General features: G+C 53.5%; 20 protein-coding genes and 1 pseudogene. 6 read left to right on the forward strand and 15 right to left on the reverse strand.

The features are described from left to right. Positions 1 to 8 precede the first annotated feature (8 nt). Positions 9 to 310 (forward strand): annotated as a pseudogene (locus tag KNP81_RS15430) (sensor histidine kinase). 15 nt (positions 311 to 325) lie between these two features. On the opposite strand, the gene KNP81_RS02795 reads toward KNP81_RS15430, so the two are convergent. Continuing rightward, positions 326 to 2,179 carry a sensor domain-containing phosphodiesterase gene (locus KNP81_RS02795; RefSeq protein WP_214718183.1) on the reverse strand — a complete coding sequence of 618 codons (1,854 nt, stop codon included), beginning with the start codon at positions 2,177 to 2,179 and terminating at the stop codon, positions 326 to 328. Between the two features lie 279 nt (positions 2,180 to 2,458). Here KNP81_RS02795 and KNP81_RS02800 point away from each other — a divergent pair, with 279 nt between their 5' ends. Both KNP81_RS02800 and KNP81_RS02805 read left to right on the forward strand, forming a co-directional pair. Continuing rightward, positions 2,459 to 4,063 carry a C40 family peptidase gene (locus KNP81_RS02800; RefSeq protein WP_251128834.1) on the forward strand — a complete coding sequence of 535 codons (1,605 nt, stop codon included), beginning with the start codon at positions 2,459 to 2,461 and terminating at the stop codon, positions 4,061 to 4,063. Between the two features lie 111 nt (positions 4,064 to 4,174). Next, positions 4,175 to 6,883: an EAL domain-containing protein gene (locus KNP81_RS02805; protein WP_214718191.1), complete on the forward strand. Its 2,709-nt coding sequence runs from the start codon at positions 4,175 to 4,177 to the stop codon at positions 6,881 to 6,883. 32 nt (positions 6,884 to 6,915) lie between these two features. Here the strand turns inward: KNP81_RS02805 and KNP81_RS02810 are convergent, their stop codons facing one another. Continuing rightward, a complete protein-coding gene (locus KNP81_RS02810; protein ID WP_214718193.1) occupies positions 6,916 to 7,182 on the reverse strand; it encodes a hypothetical protein in 267 nt (88 codons plus the stop codon). Continuing rightward, a complete protein-coding gene (locus KNP81_RS02815) occupies positions 7,179 to 7,907 on the reverse strand; it encodes a DUF3784 domain-containing protein (protein ID WP_214718195.1) in 729 nt (242 codons plus the stop codon). Before KNP81_RS02815 ends, KNP81_RS02810 begins: the two co-directional genes overlap by 4 nt. A 107-nt stretch (positions 7,908 to 8,014) precedes the next feature. Here KNP81_RS02815 and KNP81_RS02820 point away from each other — a divergent pair, with 107 nt between their 5' ends. Next, entirely contained in the window at positions 8,015 to 8,488 is a 474-nt protein-coding gene (locus tag KNP81_RS02820; RefSeq protein WP_214718197.1) for a DinB family protein, read from the forward strand. A gap of 34 nt (positions 8,489 to 8,522) precedes the next feature. Here the strand turns inward: KNP81_RS02820 and KNP81_RS02825 are convergent, their stop codons facing one another. Then, the gene (locus KNP81_RS02825) at positions 8,523 to 9,605 is read right to left on the reverse strand and encodes a UDP-glucose dehydrogenase family protein (protein ID WP_353048070.1); all 1,083 of its coding nucleotides are present in this window, start codon (positions 9,603 to 9,605) and stop codon (positions 8,523 to 8,525) included. Beyond that, positions 9,490 to 9,765, reverse strand: a complete 276-nt coding sequence (locus tag KNP81_RS15435; protein ID WP_353048069.1) for a hypothetical protein — start codon at positions 9,763 to 9,765, stop codon at positions 9,490 to 9,492. Before KNP81_RS15435 ends, KNP81_RS02825 begins: the two co-directional genes overlap by 116 nt. 126 nt (positions 9,766 to 9,891) lie before the next feature. On the opposite strand from KNP81_RS15435, the gene KNP81_RS02830 reads away from it, so the two are divergent. Continuing rightward, positions 9,892 to 10,137, forward strand: a complete 246-nt coding sequence (locus KNP81_RS02830; RefSeq protein WP_214718212.1) for a hypothetical protein — start codon at positions 9,892 to 9,894, stop codon at positions 10,135 to 10,137. 119 nt (positions 10,138 to 10,256) lie between these two features. Further along, entirely contained in the window at positions 10,257 to 10,907 is a 651-nt protein-coding gene (locus KNP81_RS02835; protein ID WP_214718214.1) for a glycosyltransferase family 2 protein, read from the forward strand. 29 nt (positions 10,908 to 10,936) lie between these two features. Here the strand turns inward: KNP81_RS02835 and KNP81_RS02840 are convergent, their stop codons facing one another. The 10 genes from KNP81_RS02840 to KNP81_RS02885 all read right to left on the reverse strand — a co-directional run bounded on the left by KNP81_RS02840 (position 10,937) and on the right by KNP81_RS02885 (position 20,628). Then, entirely contained in the window at positions 10,937 to 11,581 is a 645-nt protein-coding gene (locus KNP81_RS02840; protein WP_214718216.1) for a thioredoxin domain-containing protein, read from the reverse strand. Positions 11,582 to 11,719: 138 nt separating this feature from the next. After that, entirely contained in the window at positions 11,720 to 12,346 is a 627-nt protein-coding gene (locus KNP81_RS02845; protein ID WP_214718218.1) for a sugar transferase, read from the reverse strand. 11 nt (positions 12,347 to 12,357) lie between these two features. Further along, the gene (gene rfbB, locus KNP81_RS02850) at positions 12,358 to 13,416 is read right to left on the reverse strand and encodes a dTDP-glucose 4,6-dehydratase (RefSeq protein ID WP_214718220.1); all 1,059 of its coding nucleotides are present in this window, start codon (positions 13,414 to 13,416) and stop codon (positions 12,358 to 12,360) included. Continuing rightward, entirely contained in the window at positions 13,322 to 14,293 is a 972-nt protein-coding gene (gene rfbA, locus KNP81_RS02855; RefSeq protein ID WP_214718222.1) for a glucose-1-phosphate thymidylyltransferase RfbA, read from the reverse strand. The genes rfbB and rfbA overlap by 95 nt, the downstream gene beginning before the upstream one ends. Further along, a complete protein-coding gene (locus KNP81_RS02860) occupies positions 14,293 to 15,468 on the reverse strand; it encodes a DegT/DnrJ/EryC1/StrS family aminotransferase (RefSeq protein ID WP_214718224.1) in 1,176 nt (391 codons plus the stop codon). Before KNP81_RS02860 ends, rfbA begins: the two co-directional genes overlap by 1 nt. A gap of 10 nt (positions 15,469 to 15,478) precedes the next feature. Then, positions 15,479 to 16,195 carry a WbqC family protein gene (locus KNP81_RS02865; protein WP_214718226.1) on the reverse strand — a complete coding sequence of 239 codons (717 nt, stop codon included), beginning with the start codon at positions 16,193 to 16,195 and terminating at the stop codon, positions 15,479 to 15,481. Between the two features lie 12 nt (positions 16,196 to 16,207). Then, positions 16,208 to 17,338 (reverse strand): glycosyltransferase family 4 protein, encoded by a 1,131-nt coding sequence (locus KNP81_RS02870; RefSeq protein WP_214718229.1) that lies wholly within the window; start codon positions 17,336 to 17,338, stop codon positions 16,208 to 16,210. Next, positions 17,335 to 18,492: a non-hydrolyzing UDP-N-acetylglucosamine 2-epimerase gene (wecB, locus tag KNP81_RS02875; RefSeq protein WP_214718230.1), complete on the reverse strand. Its 1,158-nt coding sequence runs from the start codon at positions 18,490 to 18,492 to the stop codon at positions 17,335 to 17,337. Before wecB ends, KNP81_RS02870 begins: the two co-directional genes overlap by 4 nt. After that, a complete protein-coding gene (locus KNP81_RS02880) occupies positions 18,419 to 19,606 on the reverse strand; it encodes a polysaccharide biosynthesis C-terminal domain-containing protein (protein WP_214718232.1) in 1,188 nt (395 codons plus the stop codon). Before KNP81_RS02880 ends, wecB begins: the two co-directional genes overlap by 74 nt. Next, positions 19,603 to 20,628, reverse strand: coding sequence for a polysaccharide biosynthesis protein (locus KNP81_RS02885; RefSeq protein ID WP_214718234.1), 1,026 nt, complete (start codon positions 20,626 to 20,628; stop codon positions 19,603 to 19,605). Before KNP81_RS02885 ends, KNP81_RS02880 begins: the two co-directional genes overlap by 4 nt. Positions 20,629 to 20,732: the final 104 nt, after the last annotated feature.

Genomic DNA, 20,732 nt, shown 5'->3' on the forward strand with positions numbered 1-20,732 from the left:
GGCATTTTATGAAACGGGCGCTCCTCAACTTCTTGTATAACGCCCTGCTCCATAACGATGAGGCGGTCGCCGTCCATGTGACGGTCTCGCAGGATGTGATCACGATTCAAGACGACGGTATCGGCATCGATGCGAACGAACTGCCGTACATTTTGAACGCTACTACCGGGGCACGAACACGACCGACGCGCTCGGCAGCGGGCTCGGTATGGCGATTTCTCGGGACATTATCAAAGCGCACGGCGGCACCGTCACGGTGACGAGTAAGCGTGGGACCGGGACAACGATTCGCATCGAGTTACCGGCATAACAAAGAAGGATTCGCTCAACGGAGCGAATCCTTCTTTGTTGTGTCATAGTCTTCAATCCACGTCTCGAGCTCGTCAATCGGGAGCGGACGCGAGAAGTAGTAGCCCTGCATCTCATCACAGCCGAGCGAGCGGAGCGTGTCGCGCTGGTCGGTCGTCTCGATGCCCTCGCACACCGTCTTCAAACCGAGCCCGCGGGCGAGCTCAATAATCGATTGGACGATGACGTTGCCGGTCGGGTCGTTGTCCGTCACTTGGATGAACTGCCGATCGATTTTAATCTCATGAATCGGATAATGCTTCAAGTAGACGAATGCCGAGAAGCCCGTTCCGAAGTCGTCAATCGAGATCGAGAAGCCTTGTTCCCGGAATGCGACGAACCGCTCGATGACGTGCTGCTGATTCTCCATCCCGACGCTCTCGGTGATCTCGAACGTCAAATAGTTCGGGCAGACGCCCATCTCCTTGACGATGTGGGCCAACTTTTCGACGACCCCGTCCGACAGGAAATGACGGGCCGACAAGTTTAAGGCGAGCTGATACATCCGGCCCGCGTCGTGCCACGTCTTCAATTGGCGACATGCCGCCTCGAGCGCCCACTCTTCGAGCGCGATGATGACGCCGGTCGATTCGGCGAGCGGGATGAAGTCGAGCGGTGGAATCAATCCTTGTTTCGGATGAATCCAGCGCATCAGCCCTTCAAATCCTTTTAACTTGCCAGTCGACGCTTCAATCTTCGGTTGGTAATAGAGCGTGAACTCGTTCAAAGCGAGCCCTTTCCGCAAATTCATCTCGAGCGTCAGTCGGGCCGTCGCCTTCTCGCCCATCTCTTCCTCGTAGAAGGCGATCCCCCCGCGCTGCACGTGGCGATCATTGGCCGTGATTCGGGTCGTGTCCATCATCTCGAGCGTCGAGCGTGACTTGTCCTCGATCGAGATGAAGGCGCTCATCGTCAAGACGACGTCGAGTTCCCCGACCGCGAACGGCTCGCTTGTCACCGTCTCACAAATCAAATCGGCGAGCGTCTTCACTTTGATGCGGTCGCCGTAAGGCGTCCACAGTAGAAAGCCAGATTGAGAGACGCGCGCCAAGAGCGACGCATCGACGACTTGTTGGAGACGTTCCGCTAGTTCGATGACGATGTCGTCCGCGCGCTGGATGCCGATTGCCGTCTCGACGGAACGGAATTCGTCCGCCCGGAGATAAATCAATGAGCCGAGCTGGTGCGGTGCCTGTTCGCGGAGCGCGTCCACCCGCTCGACGAACCCGTTCAAGTTCATGAGCCCGGTCTGTTCATCCGTATAGGCGAGCTTCGCGATGTGTTCATCAATCTCGCGGCGGTCGAGCCGGAGATAGAGGATGGCGATAAAGTCGGACAGCGTGCTGACGATCAGCTCCTCGATGAACGTCCATTGCCGCGGTGCGAACGTCTCGCAACAGATGACCCCTTTCGCCTGATTGTTCGCATAAATCGGGGCGTCGAGCATCGAATAAATCCGTTGCCCTTCCACGAAGTACTGTTGATACAGATCCTTCACCCACTCGTGCGTCCGCACGTCCTCGAACGGGAGCACCCGGTTCGTCCGCAACGCGTCGAAATAGACAGGTGCGTCCCCACGCATGACCGTCAACACCGGTTCGCTCGGCCCGTTCTCTTTCGAATAGGCGACTTGGCAGGAAATCGAGGCGTACGATTCGTCAAAATGCCAAATCGAGACCGTGTCGACGTCGAGCATATCCGAAACGACCTCACACATGTAGGAGAGCGCTTGTCGCACCGCCGCCTCCGTCACCTCAGGCATGCGGACGAGTTCGAACAGTTTCTCTTGATGTTTGCGATATGATTGTGTTGAAAAGTTCCCCTCGTTCATAAGTCCCCTACTCTCGTTCATACGTTTTGCATTCATGATAGCATGAAAAGATATATGTATAGGTTTCCAAAATTCAACAGAAAGTCAATTTTCGATTCCCCTGTTTCTTTAGTACAGTTGATCCGTCCGTGACGAAAAATATTGACCTCATTTTTAACGGAATCCAAGGATTGAGCCATTTCCACCATTGCTTGCCGTTTCTGTAAACCCTACAATAAACATGTATTGCTTCACCTGTCGATAATTGTCAAAAGCACTCATAGAGAAGGAAGTGACCCAATGTCCCCTAAGTCCGGCCTCATGTACTCATTCGCAGCCATCGCCGCCGTAACGATCGTCGCCCAGGCCGACGAAGCCGCCGCAGCCAGCTCACACGTCGTCCGTGCCGGTGACACGCTTTGGTCGATCAGCCAACAGCACAACGTGTCACTCGCTAATTTAAAAGCTTTCAACAACTTGAATTCAGACCGTCTCGCCATCGGGCAGACGCTTAAATTGAACGGGAACGCCCCAAGCGCGCTCAAACCAGCGACGACATCGAACCGCTCTCACGTCACGTCAGCTAACTTGAATTTGCGCTTCGCTGCCGGCACATCACATAAAGTACTCGCGACAATCCCGAAAGGCAAAACGCTTAACGTGATTCAAACGAGTGGCGCCTGGTCAAAAGTCACGTATAACGGCAAGACTGGTTGGGTGCATAACGACTACTTGACGACAACCGCTACCCCGGTCGCACCGAACACGTCGACGCCGCCTACCGTATCGGCAACGTTATCGAAAACGACCGCCAATTTGAACCTTCGGGCCTCGAAATCGACGAATTCAAGTGTTCTCGTCACAATTCCGAAAGGTCAAACGGTCACCGTATTAAAAGTCGAGGGCAACTGGTCCCACGTCAAGTTCGGCTCGAGAACCGGCTTTGTTGCCAATACATATTTACAGAAAGCGGCCTCGACACCCACACCGGCTCCAAGTCAACCGACGACGCCGGCAGTACCGAGTGCGCCAAAAGAACAGAGCATCAACCAGTCGTACGTCACGACGGCCAACTTGAACGTTCGTCGAGGTCCGGGGATCGGCTACGCCCTCGTCACGAGCATCCCGAACGGCACAACTGTCAAAGCGACGAAGCAGAGCGGCACGTGGGTATACATCACGTATAACGGCAAGAGCGGTTACGTCAGCACCGGTTACTTGAAACAGACGACGACGGCACCGAGCGCGCCGGTCACACCGAACGCCGGAGACGGCGGTGCCGGCAACGCCTCGTTCGACTACGTCGTGAATACGCCATCGTTGAACGTCCGCACGTCGGCCTCGACGAGCTCGGCCATCATCGGCCGTGTCACGGCCGGGCAGACGCTCCGCATCGTCCAGACGTCGAACGGATGGCATCAAATCTATATCGGGAATACGACCGGTTTCGTCGCGGCGTCTTACGTCAAAGCGGTGCCGAAAGGGTCTACGGTAAACCCGACTCCGACTCCGTCACAAGGTGCCGGCCTCGCTGCCATCGCGGTCGCCAAGAAGTATGTCGGCACCCCGTACATCTGGGCGTCATCGAACCCGGCCAACGGCGGATTCGACTGCTCTGGACTCATCCATTACGCCTTCAACCAGGCAGGCTACAGCGTCCCACGAACGAACGTCGCCACATACTGGGCCGGGTCTTATTTCGGAACACAGCTCAGCAAGACGTTCGTCCCGCAAGCGGGCGACCTCGTCTTCTTCGAGAACACGTATACGGCCGGCCCGTCACACATGGGCATCATGATCAATTCAGACACGTTCATCCACGCCGGGACGTACGGCCTCGGCTATAACACGATCAGTAAAGAGCCGTACTGGAAGTCACGCGTCATCGGCTACAAACGACCGTGACCTTTGGCGCATTCATTGACCCGACCTTTGTCGGGTTTTTTTTCGTGGGGCAGGATTTCCCTCGAAAGACTCGAACACGATAGAATGGGAAGAGAAAGAAGGAGGTGTCCGATGGGAAGCAATCGATTCGCTAAAATTCCGTACCGGATTTACACGATGGCCCTCGCCGTCGCTTGTCTCATCGGCGTATTGTTGTTCGGGCTCGGCCTGAGCTATTACTGGAAAGAAAAGCACGTCGCCGTCGACGAGACGGTGCGCGACTTGGATCACGCCTCCGACTTGGCCGGCGTCGAGTCGTATCTCGTCTTGCACCACGCGGCCAAACTCTACGAGACGAACTCCGAGCAACCGACGGCGCTGCTGTCGGCCCCATACCGCGAACGGGCGCTCCAATATAACGCGCAACTGCTCGACGACTTCGAGACCGGGGTCGACGAGCGCGAACGGGAGGCGTTGCTACGCTTCTCGGAAGAACTTAAAGACACATTGAACGAGGACGGATCGAGCCGCTTCCAAGCCGTGCCGTTCGACGTCATCGAGTCGATCAACCGGCGCTGGCTCTATCAAGGGCTCGAACGGACCGCCCAAGAGAACACGGCCTATGAATTGACCGATGCCATCATGCGCATGCAGATGGCGTTCGTCGAAGGTGTCACGAACCTGCTCGCCGAGACACCGGATCAAGACCAGCTCGAGTTCGAGGTCTCGACGATTGCGAACGAGGCACGTCTGATTGAGGACATCGTCGCGACCGACCCGTCTCTCGGGACGAAATCGGTCGACGACTTGATTGAGAGCGCGCTCGCCCTCGGTCGGGTGACGGCCGCCAATTCGACGCTCGAGGCCCGTTACGTCAACGGAACCAGCTTCTATGAGGATTCGCACGCCGCGCTGCAAGCGGTACGCTCGGCGGCTGACGACACGCTCATGACCGAGCGTGACCGTTACGGCACACTCGCCATCGCCGTCCTGCTCATCACGCTCCTCTTATCAGGCGCGCTCTTGTTCGCCCTATGCTCGACACGCAAGATGTACGCCCACGACTTGAGCCATTTGAAGGCACGCGCCCTCGCCATCGACCCGAGCACGGAACCGGTCGAGGATTCGTTCCCTCCGAGCCACGACTTCCGTGGCATCGAGGACGAGCTCCGCGAGATTGCCGCCAGTGTCCATTCGACGGTACACACGCTCAAGACAAAATCGAACGACTTGCTCCGCTATCACGAGCGCTGGTCGTCCTTGTTCTCCGAGACAGGGCTCGCCATCGCCTTGATCGACGACACATACAACTTCATCGAACGAAACGATGTGTTCCGCCAATTTTTTGGCGAACGGAACCTGTATGAGATCAACCAGCTGTTCACCGACACGGGCCGCCGCCTGTTGCGCGAGGCGCTCGCCGGGGTGACGGAGAATGGTACGAGCGCTCAGTTCATCCTGCATTTGAAAGGTGAACACGTCCGTTTCTTGAACGTCAAAATCATCCCACTCAAGCGCGGCGAGACGCTCACGTATTACCTCATCCTCGAAGATGAGACCGAGCGCGTCGAACGCGAGCGTAAGGTCGACCGGCTCGTCCGGTTCGACCTCGCCACCGAGCTATATAACGAGTACGGCTTCCTGCGGGCGTGGGAGAAACAGGATATCGATGGGACGTTCCTCTTGATTAAATTGAACGACTTCCATCACCTCGTTGACTGGTACGATCCGACGTACGCCGACCTGCTCATGACCGAGTTCGCCCGTCACGTCGAGGACCGGCTCGAGAAGTACGCACACCACTTGTTCGGCCGTTACCGGGACGACACGCTCATGCTGTATGTGAAAGGGCTTCGCAACGTCGACGAGACCGAATTGTTGGAGCTGTTCCCGACCGAGCTATTGATTAACCAGAAACGCCAGACCGTCCACCTTCAAATCGGGGCGACGCATACGACGCCGAGCTTTAACGATTGTCTGTTCGAGGCGACGAAGGCGTTGCAACACGCCAAAGAGACGCGGAACCCGTTCGTCTGGTACGACTCGAGCATCCTCGCCCAGCTCCAATGGGCCGCCTTGATTGAACAGGCGCTCCCAGAGGCGATCGAGCAAGGACATATCACCGTCGCCTATCAGCCGCAAGTCGAGTTGAAGACGGGCCGGGTCGTCGGGGCCGAGGCGCTCGCCCGCTGGCAACACCCGGACATCGGCAACGTGCCACCGAACGAGTTCATCCGCATCGCCGAACGCTCGGACCAGATTCTCTGGCTGTCGCACTCGATTCTCGATTTGGTCGTCGAACAGCTCGTCGCCTGGCGCGACACGCCGTTCGCCGATATCTCGTTGTCGTATAACTTGTCGGCCCATTCGGTCGACCCGTCCATCGTCACCAAGCTGCGCGACTTGATCGCGACGTATCCATGGCTGCCCGACCGGTTGAAAATCGAACTGACCGAGTCGGCGGACATCATGTCGCACACGAACGAGCTCGAGCGGCTCGAAGACATCGCCGATCTCGGCTATTGCCTCTCGATTGACGACTTCGGCACCGGCTACGCCTCGTTCGAAGCGATTTGGCACTTGCCGATTCAAGAAGTGAAAATCGACCGCATGTACGTCAGCGGCAAAGCGAAGGACAGCACATCATTCCTCCGCGCCGTCTCCCGCTTCGCGAGTGAACAGAAATTGACCTCGCTCGCCGAGGGCATCGAGACGAAACAGGACCTCGAGCGGATTATCGCGGAAGGGGTCGAACTCGGGCAAGGCTATTATTACGCCCCGGCCCTCGACGCGACAGCTTTTGAGACGTGGGTGAACGACAAAAGAGGGCATTTCGCCTGAGCGAGCGCCCCCATTCGACCGGTTGACACATGTCAGCCGGTCTTTTGTTTGATAAGATTGAGGACGAGCTTCAACGCGATCAACAGTCCGATGACCGGCAAGATGACCGGTAACGACCCGCGCGGCAACAGCCCGAACACGATGAACGCCGTCATCCCGATGGCGAAGAACAGCTTGACGCCCCGCTCATGACCTTCAAATCGTTCCCAGCGCCAAACGAGCAAAAGCAGCGTCAACGGCGCGAACAAGAACGTCAAGAAGAAGAACGGCATGTGCCGTGTATACCAAGGTTGTGTCATTTCAGTCGTACCTCCTCATAGAACGCTTCCGTCGCCTCGTTCGACTCCACGTTCACATAAATCGGTTTGCCGCTCCAGTCGATGCGTACAGCGGCCTCGATGTCTTGGTCGAGGTAGACGAGCACGTCCTCCCCATCCGTCGTCCGGAAGTGGCCGGTCAATCGTGAACCGACGGCGGCACCGTTCGTTCGGCGGTCGAGGCTCGGCCGATACGTCAATGTCACGGTCTCGATTTCATCATACGGCACCGTCTCGCCGTAGCTGCCCTCGATGACGAGTGCCGAGTCGGTGAGCGTCACCTCGGTCGGCTGACTGAACCAGAACAGAAGACCACCGACAAAGCCCAAGATGAGCGTCAGGAAGAGAACGAGCGGGATGAGTTTCTTCTTGCCCCCAGGCCGAAGTTTCCCATGTTCATCAAAGATATTCCCGTCATACTTTTGGGCGCGCCAAAGCGTGACGACAACGAGCACGACGATGAGCAGAAAGAACGGCTCGAGCGGAATGTCGAGATGAGACGCATCGATGGCGACGATGACGAGAAAAATCGTTGCGATGCCGTAACACATGAAGCCGAGCAACCGCGCCACTGCCTTGATGTTGACGCGTTCCTTATCCTCGCGCTTCATCGTGTTATAGCCAGAGATGAGGAAGTGCCAGCCTAACCGATGGACGGCAAAGCCGAGCACGAACAAAATGAATGCTGCAATCACGAGTCCCCACATACAGGTGTCCCCCTTTCTACTATAGTCTACGTGAAAACGAGACCGAACGTTTCAAAATCGTGAATCTGCGTCGTATACTCAGGGTAGAACGTTCAAGGAGGAATTCGATGTATCGCACGAAAGCAGATTTTTTACAAGAATGGACCAAATCATCGACCGGCACGCTCGACGTGCTCCGCGCCGTCACGGACGAGGCGCTCGGACAGGAGATTGTCCCGGGCCATAACTCGCTCGGCTGGATCGGCTGGCACGTGACGACCGCGCTCGGCTATTTCACGAACTTGCTCGGTTTCCGCTTGTCGTCGCTGAAGAGTTTGACGCAACCGAGCGACGCCAAGGCGATCGCCGATCAATACGAGCGCTACGCCGACGAGATTATCCAGGCGGCCGAACAGTTCTCGGACGACTACTTGTTAGAAGAGGTCGACGTCCACGGTACGAAACAACCGCGCGGTGCCGTCTTGCGCATGATGATCGACCACCAGACGCACCACCGCGGCCAGATGACGGTGTTGCTCCGGCAGGCGGGACTCTCGGTCCCGGGCGTCATGGGACCGACGAAAGAACAGATGAAGGCGTGAAAAAAGGTGAGGCCCCGAGGGGTCTCACCTTTCGTCATGTCGATGACGGCGTATTCGCCTTGTTTTGCATCCGGCCGACCCCTTCGTACTGGACGGTCCCCGGGTCGCGTGCGTATTTCCATGCGTTACGGGCATCGATTAACCGCTTCGTCTGCATCCCGTCGAACGCTTCCGGCGTCAATGCGACGAGCTCGTCCCATTCCGTGACGAGGATGGCGACGTCCGCTCCTTCGAGCGCCGCTTCGACTGTCTCGGCTTGCGGGAAGTCCCACTTGGCGAGCGGGTCGTAACCGATCACGTCGACTCCACGCACCGTCAACAGTTGAGCGAGTGTGAGCGAAGGCGCGTCGCGCATGTCGTCCGTCCCCGGTTTGAAGGCGAGGCCGAGGAAGGCGACTTTGAGGTCGCTCGTCGGTTCGACTTTCGAGGCGACGTACGCCATCTGGGCGTCGTTCGCGTGCATGGCGGCTCTGATGACCGGCAAGTCGAGCTCATTCTCGCTCGCGACGTTCAAGAGCGCGTGCATGTCTTTCGGGAAGCACGAGCCCCCGTATCCGAGTCCGGCATTCAAGAACGAACGTCCGATGCGCGGGTCGAGCCCCATGCCGTCGGCGATCGTCGTGATGTCCGCTCCCGCCTTGTCGGCGAGACGCGCCAAGTCGTTGATGAAACTGATTTTTGTAGCGAGGAACGCGTTCGAGGCGTATTTGATGAACTCGGCGTCAATCGGTGACGTACAGACGATTGGCACACCGAGGCGTCCATAGATGCCGGCGAGTTCCTCACACATCTCGAGGTCGTCACTGCCGATGACGACGCGGTGCGGTTTCAACACGTCGGCGAGGGCGCGCCCCTCTTGAAGGAATTCGGGTACGACGGCAAACGTATGGGCCGGGTACATGACCGACAGCATGTCGGTCGTCCCCGGCGGCACCGTACTGCGGATGATGATTTTATGTTTCGACGCGACCTCGGACAAGGCTGCGTCGACGAACGTCAAGTCACAGCTTCCGTCTTGCTTGCTCGGCGTCCCGACGGCGAGGACGAGGTAGTCGACCGTTTCTGTATCGGCAATCGAGTCCGTAAATGTGATTGAACCGTGATGATCGCGTAACACGTCTGCCATGCCCGGTTCGTGGAACGGGGACGTCCCCGTTCATGAGACGGAGCAGTCTCGGTTGATCTTTCTCGACACCGATGACTTCATGCCCCGCTTTTGCTAGTCCACACAGGGTGGCCAGCCCGACATAGCCAAGGCCGATGATTCCAAATCTCACGATAGTTCCTCCTTCAATAGTCTTCTATTAACAGTACAGAAAAGCGGCATGCAAGGGAAGGCTCTAACACTCTCTGAATATTCTCTGCTATAATGAGTCAAAATGAGGCTAGAAAGGAATAACCGCATGGGATTGCTCGCTTTCTTTTTGATTACGCTCTTCGTGTTCTACTGGTTTCCTATTCGAGGTGGACTTAAGACTTTCCTGCTGATTCTGATCATGATTAGCGGATGGCTCTCGATTTTCGAACTCGTCTCCATCATCGAAGCCCGCCCTTGGGTTGCGGCCCCCGTCCTCGCGCTAATCGGTTTGTTCGTTTGGAAATGGCGCAAAGACAGACGGACGAAACAGAACAAGCACCAAGACATTTGACACAGGTCGAATGTCTTTTTCAATTTCCGTACAATTTTTTTGATAAATATGGGAAAACAATTTTTTGATGCTATCATACTGTCAGTACATGGTTTTTTTGAAAATAAGGGGAGACAATTATGAATTTTTACGGGCTCGACATCGCACCTTGGATCGAACCACTGGCCCAATTCGTGTTTTGGTATCCGTTCTTCATGGCGCTATTTTGGATTGCTGGCGCTCTCTTATTCAGCTTGACGCGTGAGAAAGAGGAAGAACTCGATTTGAACGAGCGGGAATGGCCGCTCATCAGTATCCTGATTCCTTGTTATAACGAAGAAGAGACGATTGCCGAGACGATCGAGTATTTGGACCGTCTCACCTATCCGAACTTTGAGATTATCGCCGTCAACGATAGCAGCCGGGACAAGACCGGCGACATTCTCGTCGGACTCGCCGACGAGTACGAGCGCTTGCGTGTCATCGACTGTCATGAGAACCGAGGCAAGGCGAACGCGCTACATATGGCCGCCCACGCCGCCCGCTCGGAATATTTGCTTTGCGTCGATTCGGACGCTTTCCTGAGCGAGGAAGCGCCTTACTACCTCGTCCGTCACTTCTTGAACCGCGGCGAGCGCGTCGGTGCAGGAGCTCGGTTTCGAGCAGGCGTTCATCTTGAGCCCGAACCCGATTACACCCGACAACGCCCCGTTCTTCACGAACCGTTACCTGCTCGACGCCGAACTGTTCGAGTTATTCGTCAAACCGTATTTCGAGCGTCTATGAGATAACCCCTCGTCACTGCGACGGAGGGGTTATTTTAGTCTTCCGGGAGTTCGACTTCGTCGCCTGCTTGAATAGTGCCGTCCATGATTTTCTCCATCTCTTCTAAACTGAACGCATCGACGAGCTGGATGCCGTCGACGTACACCGTCGGCACATAGGCCACACCGAAGTCGCGCGTGAACAGCCGTGAGTTCTGGATGCCGATATCGACGTGGTTCTCAAGCAGTTCGTCCACATTCAGGTTGAACTCAGAGGCGATTTTTTGGACATGGGCTTCCGTCCCGAAGCCGTCCGACCCCGAGTCGTGTCCGATGGCGCGCTGCACTTCATAGTAACGGTCCGGGATGAGCCGTTCCACATTATAATCCACGTTCGCGAGCAGTTGTGACTGTTCGTTCAACAGGACAAGCGGCTGTCCTTTGAACGTCGCCTCGCCCGTGTCAATCCAGCGCTCCTCGATCTCCGATAGTACCTCTTCCATCCACTTCTTGCACCACGGGCAACTGTAGTCGAAGACGAACACGATCTCGTGCTCTCCTTCCCCGAGCGCGACCTTGTCCTCGAGCGAGAGCTCGTACTTCGTGTATGTATGCTGTTTCGTCGAGTCGACGGCCTCACTTTGGCTGCAGGCAGAAAGAATCAGGATGAGTCCGACGAATAGTAGATAAAATCGTTTCATATATAAACCTCCATATGCTCAATTGTTCACATTTTTAGTTATATCATGTCTGACTATCAGACTCGAGTGACATTCTGGTGAAGTTCATCAAAAGAAATGACACACAAAAAAACGAGCGGACCGTATGGCCTGCTCGCTCTATTTGACGATGTTTGTTACCTTCTCATTCCCCATAAACGCCTCCATCGTCACCGCCGTATCGGACGAAATCCCATCCTTCTTCACGACTTTAAGGACCGTTTGCAAGATAATCTTCCAGTCATTAAAGAACGTGACGTTGTCGACATATTGCACGTCGAGGCCGAATCGGTCCTGCCAGGACAGCCGGTTGCGGCCGTTCACTTGGGCAAGTCCCGTCAGTCCAGGACGTACATCGTGACGTCGGCGCTGCTCCTCGTTGTATCGGGGCAAATATTCGACGAGCAACGGACGCGGTCCGACAATCGCAATGTCGCCTTTGACGATATTGAGTAAGCTCGGTAACTCATCCAGACTGAGCGATCGAAGTGTCTGCCCGAACGGAGTCAAGCGCAACTCGTCCGGCAACAGTTCACCATGATCATCCTGCGCGTCGGTCATCGTCCGAAATTTCACCATCTCGAAGATAACGCCGTCCTTGCCGGGACGTTTCTGCTTGAATAACACCGGCCCACCGATTTTCCACTTGATGAGACCAGCGATCGTCAGAAGAACAGGACTTAAAACGAGTAAAGAAACCGTCGCAAGAATTGCGTCTTGTGGACGCTTCATCAAACGTTCGTACATGGTAACCCCTCCTATCGGAACGAAGAATACATCGAATCGTGATAGGTTTGATACGCACCAGATACGATTCGTTCAATCCATTCAGGATGCTCCACGTACCACTGAATCGTTTCGGCGATTCCCTCTTCGAATTGATATCGTGGGGTCCACCCTAATTCATCGGCCATCTTGGTCGCATCGATGGCATAGCGTCGATCATGCCCCGGACGATCTTTGACGAATTGAATCAATTCTTCTGACTGACCGAACGCGTTGATGATGATTTGCACGAGCTCCAAGTTCGTCTTTTCATTATGACCGCCGATATTGTACACTTCGCCGAAGTACCCATGTTCTCGAACGACATCGATGGCTTCACAATGATCGCTTACATGAAGCCAGTCTCGAATCTGTTGCCCGTCTCCATAGACTGGCAATGGCAGATTCGACATACATTTATGAATCATGAGCGGGATGAGTTTTTCCGGGAATTGATACGGCCCGTAGTTATTGCTGCATCGGGTCGTCTTGACCGGCAATCCATACGTCTCGTAATAGGCTCGAACGAGTAAATCAGAGCTTGCTTTCGAGGCGGAATATGGACTATTCGGGGCGATGGGTGAGTCTTCTGTGAAATAACCGGTCGCTCCGAGGGATCCGTACACTTCGTCGGTCGAGACATGGACGAAACAGACGGATGGTTTATAGTCACGACTGTATTTATCATCGGGGGCCACTTTCCAATGTCGCATCGCCGTGTCGAGCAACACTTGCGTCCCGAGAATGTTTGTTGTCAAAAATAACTCAGGCTCGGTGATACTCCGGTCCACATGTGATTCTGCAGCAAAGTGAACGACTTCATTCACATCATATGTTCGAAACAACCGTTCGATTTCTTGACGGTCACGGATATCAACCTTTTCGAAATGATAGAGCGAATCGGCTTCGAACTCGCGCAAATTTTCCAAATTCCCTGCATAGGTGAGCACATCGACGTTAAGAATGCGGTACGTCGGATGTTTTGCCCGTAAGTGTTTTATGAAATTTGAACCGATGAACCCGGCTCCGCCAGTCACTAGAATCGTTCGCATCCGTTCTCTCCCCTTCCTCGACGAGTGATAAGAGATATTGTCCATAATCCGTCATCTTGAGCGTCAAACCAATATCTTTCAACTCATCTCGTGAAATGAACCCGCGGCGCCATGCAATTTCCTCGAGACAGGCGATGTAATAGCCTTGACGTTCTTGAACCGTTTGAACGAACACAGCCGCTTTAATCATGCCTTCTGGTGTGCCGGTATCAAGCCACGCCATCCCGCGGCCGAACAAAACGACGTTCAACTCTCCGCGTTCCAGATACATATTATTGATTGACGTGATTTCGAGCTCTCCTCGTGCAGAAGGCTCAACACGTTTGGCGAACTCAACGACTTGATTGTCGTAAAAATATAGACCTGGGACCGCATAATTCGATTTTGGTTCGGCCGGTTTCTCTTCAATCGAGACCACTCGATTTTGTGAATCAAATTCCACGACACCAAATGCTCGTGGATCTTTTACCGGATAGCCAAAGACCGTCGCTCCTTGTTTTTTCGATTGTGCATGTTTCAAGAATCGCGTTAAATCCGGTCCATAAAACACGTTGTCACCCAAGATGAGACAGACCGAGTCGTCCCCGATGAAGTCAGCTCCTAAAATAAACGCATCTGCCAGTCCAACCGGCTTAGTCTGTACTTTATACGAGATGTCGATACCGAGTTGATGCCCATCCCCGAATAACCGCTCGTATCCGCCGATATCTTGTGGAGTCGAAATGAGTAGAATCTCCCGAATTCCCGCCAGCATCAGGACGGACATCGGGTAATAAATCAACGGCTTGTCGTAAATTGGTAACAGTTGTTTCGAGACGGCCTTCGTCATCGGATAGAGACGCGTTCCGTTCCCACCTGCTAATATGATCCCTTTCATCACTTCATCACCCTTTCTTGAATCGTGGTACAAATCCGGGTTACGTCTTCTATAGTGAGGTCTGGATAAAGTGGGAGTGTCAACACCCGCTCGGCAATTTCACGAGCGACTGGGATGCTGCGGCTCGCAAACCGGTTCTGATTCCACGCATAATCCGTCACGAGCGGATAGAAATACTTCCGGGTGAAGATGCCTTCCTGCGCTAGAGCGTCATGCAGTTCATCCCGCCGATTTTCCTCTGACGTCATGATGATCGGATAGTAGGAATGGTTCGTTTCAACGCCCGGTTGTGGTTTCAGGATGCGAATGCCATCGAGACCGCTGAGCAGCGTGTCATAGAGTTCACGTACTTGCTTCCGCCGCGCAATCGTCTCATCGATATGGCGCAGGTTACATAGACCCATCGCTGCTTGAAATTCATTCATTTTGGCGTTCCCCCCCGTCACTTCCACCGTTTCCGGTCCGGTGATGCCAAAGTTTTTCAATTGGTCGAAACGATGTTTCAGTGCCGGGTCATTGTACGTCAGAGCTCCTCCTTCGATGGTATGGAACACTTTCGTGGCGTGAAAACTGAACATTGAGACGTCACCGAACGTTCCGATTCCTCGTCCGTTCACTGTGACGCCGAACGTATGGGCCGCATCATAAATCACTTTCAGGTTGTGTCGTTTGGCAATCGCCTCGATGGCCTCAACGTCACATACATTTCCGTATACATGAACAGGAAGGATGGCCGAAGTTTTGGGTGTAATTAAATGTTCTAATTTGGTAGCATCGAGCGTAAAGTCATCGGATCGGATGTCTCCATAAACGGGTGTTAGCCCTTTACGAATCAGTGCATGACTTGTCGAAGCAAAAGTGAAAGGCGTCGTAATGACCTCACCTGTCAATCCGAGAGCTTCAATCGCCGCCTCGAGCGCCAAGTGCCCGTTCGTGAATAGGGATAAGTGTTCGACCCCCAAATATTCGATCAACTCCCGTTCAAGTTGCTGATGTTTAGTGCCGTTGTTCGTCAACCATCCCGATACCCACAAGTCACGAATCTCATCCGTGTACTCTTCAAGGGAAGGGAGCATGGATTTCGTAACCGGAATAGCTGTCGGTTTGCTGTCAGGTTTGTTTACTACTGGATAAGACGGGAATGCTGCGGATTGGATATCGACGATGTGTAGCATAAGGCACCTCCTAGGTCACTTGGCGATTCGAGACGAGTGCGTAACGTTCAAGAATGAGCTGGATTTCCTGTTTGGGACAATGCATCATCACGTCGATGATGGACAGATTCGCTTGAAACGGACATGATCCTTGATGGTAAATGATCGGTTCGGTCTCGATGAACGATAAATCGATTCCCGCCTGTTTGAACACCTCGGTATCGTACAAGTCCATGCCGTTGATGGCATTCACGTAATGCGTCGCCCTCAAGTGCCCACATATATTGAGGATTCTCGCTTGCCCCTTCAATCCAACCCCAGCGTTCAATTCTGACGAGAGAATGAATGTCGTTGAGATACCGAGGTATCGAGCGACTTCCTCGATGCTGTATGCCAAATACTTCCCGACGTTTCGCTCAGGATGACGAATCACGCGTTCGAGTAACGGGAAGACGTGTTCAAATTGAGGGGCTTTGTAATAGGCGTGTCGCAACAACTTCAACTGTTGTTCAACGATTTCGTCTGGTTGCGAACGCTCATGGTCGCAAATCAAACGATTCTGGCTCATCTTCTGAATGGGTAAGGTGATCGGATGAGGACTTCCGTCAATCAGAATCCGATTGCGATGAATCCAACCTTTTTTGATGAAATGAACGTCGTCATACACAACGAACGTATCGACCGCATGAATCAATTGGAAGTACCCGATATATGGGAAGAAGTAAGGCTGCATAATGGCCACGTTCATGACATTTCTCCTTTACGAAATAATCTGTTTCGCGCGCAACGTGTCATAGTACCCTTTGGCTGTGACATCATTACGGTGGAACTTGACGAGTTCTCGCGATAACATGCCATGTTCGATGAGACGCTCCGGATGTTCGAGGTATTGTTCAATCCCTCGTTCAATCGATTCGACCGTGACACCACACATATAGCAATTTTTACCGTCTACGGAATGATGGGAGACGTTGTTGATTTGATCGCTGATGACGACCCCCATGCCCGAGGCTCTTGCTTCGATGATGGTCCCGTTCCCGTTCGAATACGTTGCCGGCAGTACCAAAATGTCCGCTTGCTCATACACTTTCGGCATCTCATCCCACGCCTGAATCTCATCTAAGAAGTAGACATTTTTCAACTCGTGCTCGGCGATATATCCTTTACACGCCTCAAGCTGTTGCCCCGAATTATTTAAATAGAGTTCGAGGGAATAGCGTTTTGATAAGTTCCGATACGCTTCTAACACGAGTAATGGCTGATAACGTTCGACAAGCCGATTCGCAAACAGTAGTTTGAACGTATCGCCCGGTTGCTTCCGTCTCAAGCCGTGATCGAAGTACGCATCGATGTCCTGGGCATACGTCGCATGTACGACTTTATCAGGGTCAAACCCGAGCTGTTGCTTGAATTGCTCCACTGCTACCGTCCCCATCCCGAAGTAGAGGTCAGCGTCCTTGAACATCCAGTGTAACAGCTTCGTTTTGTATGGATTATCCTGAGGATTCGTCAGCCGGTCAGACGGGTCGTCGTCATTTTGTAGCGGTCGAAGCGGCTCACTCATAATGACAGTTTTGATGCCGAACAGCTTAGCGATTCTCACGATGGCCGCATGTCCCGCCATGAACCCGCCGAGTAGAATGACGTCCGGTTTGAAACGAATCAACTCTCGGATCAAACCGAGTGATAGGTAGCCAATCTTCGGAAACCACTTCGAATATCTCAACACTTGACACTTATCACCGAGCGGGATTTTCCACCAGTCTGGTCGATTTTGATCGAGATATTCGTAAAACCAAAATTCAGAGTCAAAGTACTCTTCCAAGGCGTAGCACAGCTTCACCTGATAAGGGGAAGCGATGTTTCCGATAAAAACGAGTTTTTGTTTCATCGTTCACCCTCCTTGACTGTTTGACGTGGATCCGTTGTACCTTTCCATACTTCGCGTCGGACGTAGTCCGTATACGAAATCAAAATCCGCACTACTTTGTCAGAGACGTTCGGCATGCTGTAGTCACTGACGATGCGAGGCCGCTCTTGTTCCATGACGACCGATAACCCTTGCAAGATTCGCTCTGTTTCGAGACCGACCATCAGCACGGCCCCTTCTTCCATCGCTTCCGGCCGTTCGTGCGTCTCACGGATATTCAACCCTCGTAATCCAAGAATCGAGGACTCTTCGCTAATCGTCCCACTGTCACTGAGCACCGCCTTGGCGTGCAATTGAAGGTGATTGTAATCGACAAATCCGAGCGGCTTGAGGAGTCGAACCAATGGATGAAACGAGACGTTCAATTCATCGATTCGTTTCATCGTCCGCGGATGCGTGCTGACGATGACGGGCAGTCCGTATTGCGCTGCGATCGCGTTCAAACTGTCGACGAGTGCCAAGAAGTGTTTGTCGGAGTTGACGTTCTCTTCACGATGGGCCGAGACGATGAAGTAGTTGTCAGGACTCAATTCGAGTCGCTCGAGTACATCCGAGTTTTCAATCGCTTCCCGTTTCGACATCAACACCTCGAACATCGGGCTCCCCGTCTTGATAATCCGTTCCGCCGGCAGCCCTTCGCGGAGAAGGTATTCGCGGGCGATATCGCTATACGTCAAATTGACGTCCGCCGTATGGTCGACAATCTTTCGGTTGATTTCCTCGGGAACGCGCTGGTCGAAACAACGATTGCCCGCCTCCATATGGAAAATCGGGATTTTCCGTCGTTTGGCCGCGATTGCCGCGAGACAGGAGTTCGTGTCGCCAAGGATCAACACCGCGTCGGGACGTTCGAGCTCGAGCACCGGGTCGACTTGGATGAGGATGTTGCCAATCGTTTCAATCGGACTGCCCGTCGCCGAATTGAGGAAGTAGTCCGGTTTTCGCAAGCCGAAATCTTGGAAGAACACCTCATTCAATTCGTAGTCATAATTTTGTCCCGTATGCACGAGGACGTGCTCGATGGCCTCCGTATGTTCGAGCTTATGAATGACGGCCGACAGGCGTATGATTTCGGGACGCGTCCCGACGATGGTCATCACTTTGAGTCGTTTCATCTTGCACCTCCATAAAGTATGTGTCCGGCTTGTTCGAATCATAGGCCTCATTCACCCACATGACGGTCACCAAGTCGGTCATTCCGATGTTTTCAATATTGTGCGTATAGCCGGTCGGAATATCGAGCACGCGCATCATGTCTCCTGTCACGTGATACGTATGGACCTCGCGTTCTCCAACTTTACGGAACCGGATGAGCGCTTCGCCACTGACGACAAGAAACTTCTCGTTTTTCGTATGGTGCCAATGGTTGCCTTTCGTGATTCCCGGCTTCGCCACGTTGATGGACACTTGTCCTCGATCCGGCGTTCGAATAAATTCGGTGAAGGAACCACGCGCGTCTTCATTCAGCTTTAAGTCATAAGCGAACTGGTCAACCGGCAAATAACTGAGATACGTGCTGTACAGTTGTTTGGTGAACGGGTCGTCCAGTTGCGGAATCCCGAGGGTAGCTCGACTGTTTTTAAACGTCTGTAACAACTCGGCGATGCGTCCTAAGGCGATCGGCTCATGAACCGGTACATGCTCGTAGTAGACTTCATTCGCTTGCTCCCGGAACGTGTCGATCAGACAGACCAGCCGATGGATTGCATCATCGATATAAGCGAGTCGGACCTTTCGAGTCGGGTCATGAATCTCGATGGGCAGGTTTCTCGCCATGCGATAGCAGAACGTTGCGACCACACTGTTATAATCCGGACGTCCCCACTTTCCGAACAGGTTCGGGAAGCGAAAGATGTAGACGGTACGCCCCGTTGTTTGATGTGCTTCCATCAAGAGATGCTCGGCAGCTAGCTTACTCAGTCCGTACGGATTGTCCTGCGTTGCTTGAATCGAGGACGCGAACATGATTGGTGCCTCATTTTTAGTAGATGCCAATGTCTCGATTAACCATCTAGTGACCCCGGCATTCCCTTCCGCAAAAACGGCTTCCGATTCCGAACGGTTCACACCAGCCAAATGGTAGACGAACTCCGCAGCCTGACAGCATCGGCGGAACGTGTCTTCCGTCGTATCGCGCCCGACCGAGAATACGTCATGCCCGCGTGCTTCTAATTCGGCGACTAGATTTTGGCCGACGAACCCTTTTGCGCCTGTCACGAGAATATTCATGATACTTTCACCCAACTCGCGAGTCCTTGTTGAATGTAGGGGAGCGTCAGCAACAATTGCTTCACTTGTTCCACGTTCAACTGCTCGGTGTTGGCCGAGTTGTATTCGCCTTCGACGGTGAGGCGCTTGCTACCCTCGTTGAAATACTTATCGTAGTTCAAGTCGCGTGTATCAGCTGGGACCCGATAGAACCCGCCCATGTCTTCTGCGACGACATTCTCTTCCCGGGTCAGCAGCGTCTCATACGACTTTTCGCCGTGACGCGTGCCGATGACCTTGATCGGATTGTTCGCACCGAACAGCTCGAGCAACGCCTGCGCCAACACGCCGATGGTCGAGGCCGGCGATTTTTGAACCATAATGTCTCCCGCATGTGCGTTTTTAAAGGCGAAGACGACGAGTTCGACGGCATCCTCAAGACTCATCAAGAAGCGGGTCATGAACGGATCCGTCACAGTGAGGGGCTCGCCACGTTTGATTTGGTCGACGAACAACGGAATCACCGAGCCTCTTGAGGCCATTACGTTTCCATAGCGCGTCCCGCAAATCAGTGTCTGCTCCGGACCGACCGCTTTCGCTTTGGCGACGAACACTTTCTCCATCATCGCCTTGGAGATTCCCATCGCGTTGATCGGATAGGCCGCCTTGTCCGTTGATAGACAAATGACTTTTTGGACGTTCTGTTCAATCGCTGCGTTCAACACGTTGTCCGTACCGAGCACGTTCGTCTTAACCGCCTCGAGCGGGAAGAATTCGCACGATGGTACTTGTTTCAACGCCGCCGCGTGAAAGACGTAATCGACACCGTACATCGCGTTACGGACGCTGTTAATATCTCGTACATCGCCGATATAAAATTTAAGTTTGTCGTCATGATAGAGCTTCCGCATATCATCTTGTTTCTTCTCATCCCGCGAAAAAATGCGAATCTCTTTAATATCAGTTTTCAGGAAACGCTGCATGACGGCGTTTCCGAATGAGCCTGTGCCCCCTGTGATCAATAAAGTTTTATTTTTAAACATTGCGAATCCTCTCCTTTGTCGTGATGTCAGTGGCTTCTAAAGGTGATAGGAAAATTGAGTGGGAAACAATTGCAATGATGGTGATACTATCGTGTTACCCGTCT

The organism is Exiguobacterium sp. s149 (genome assembly GCF_018618395.1).
GTDB lineage: Bacteria > Bacillota > Bacilli > Exiguobacteriales > Exiguobacteriaceae > Exiguobacterium > Exiguobacterium chiriqhucha.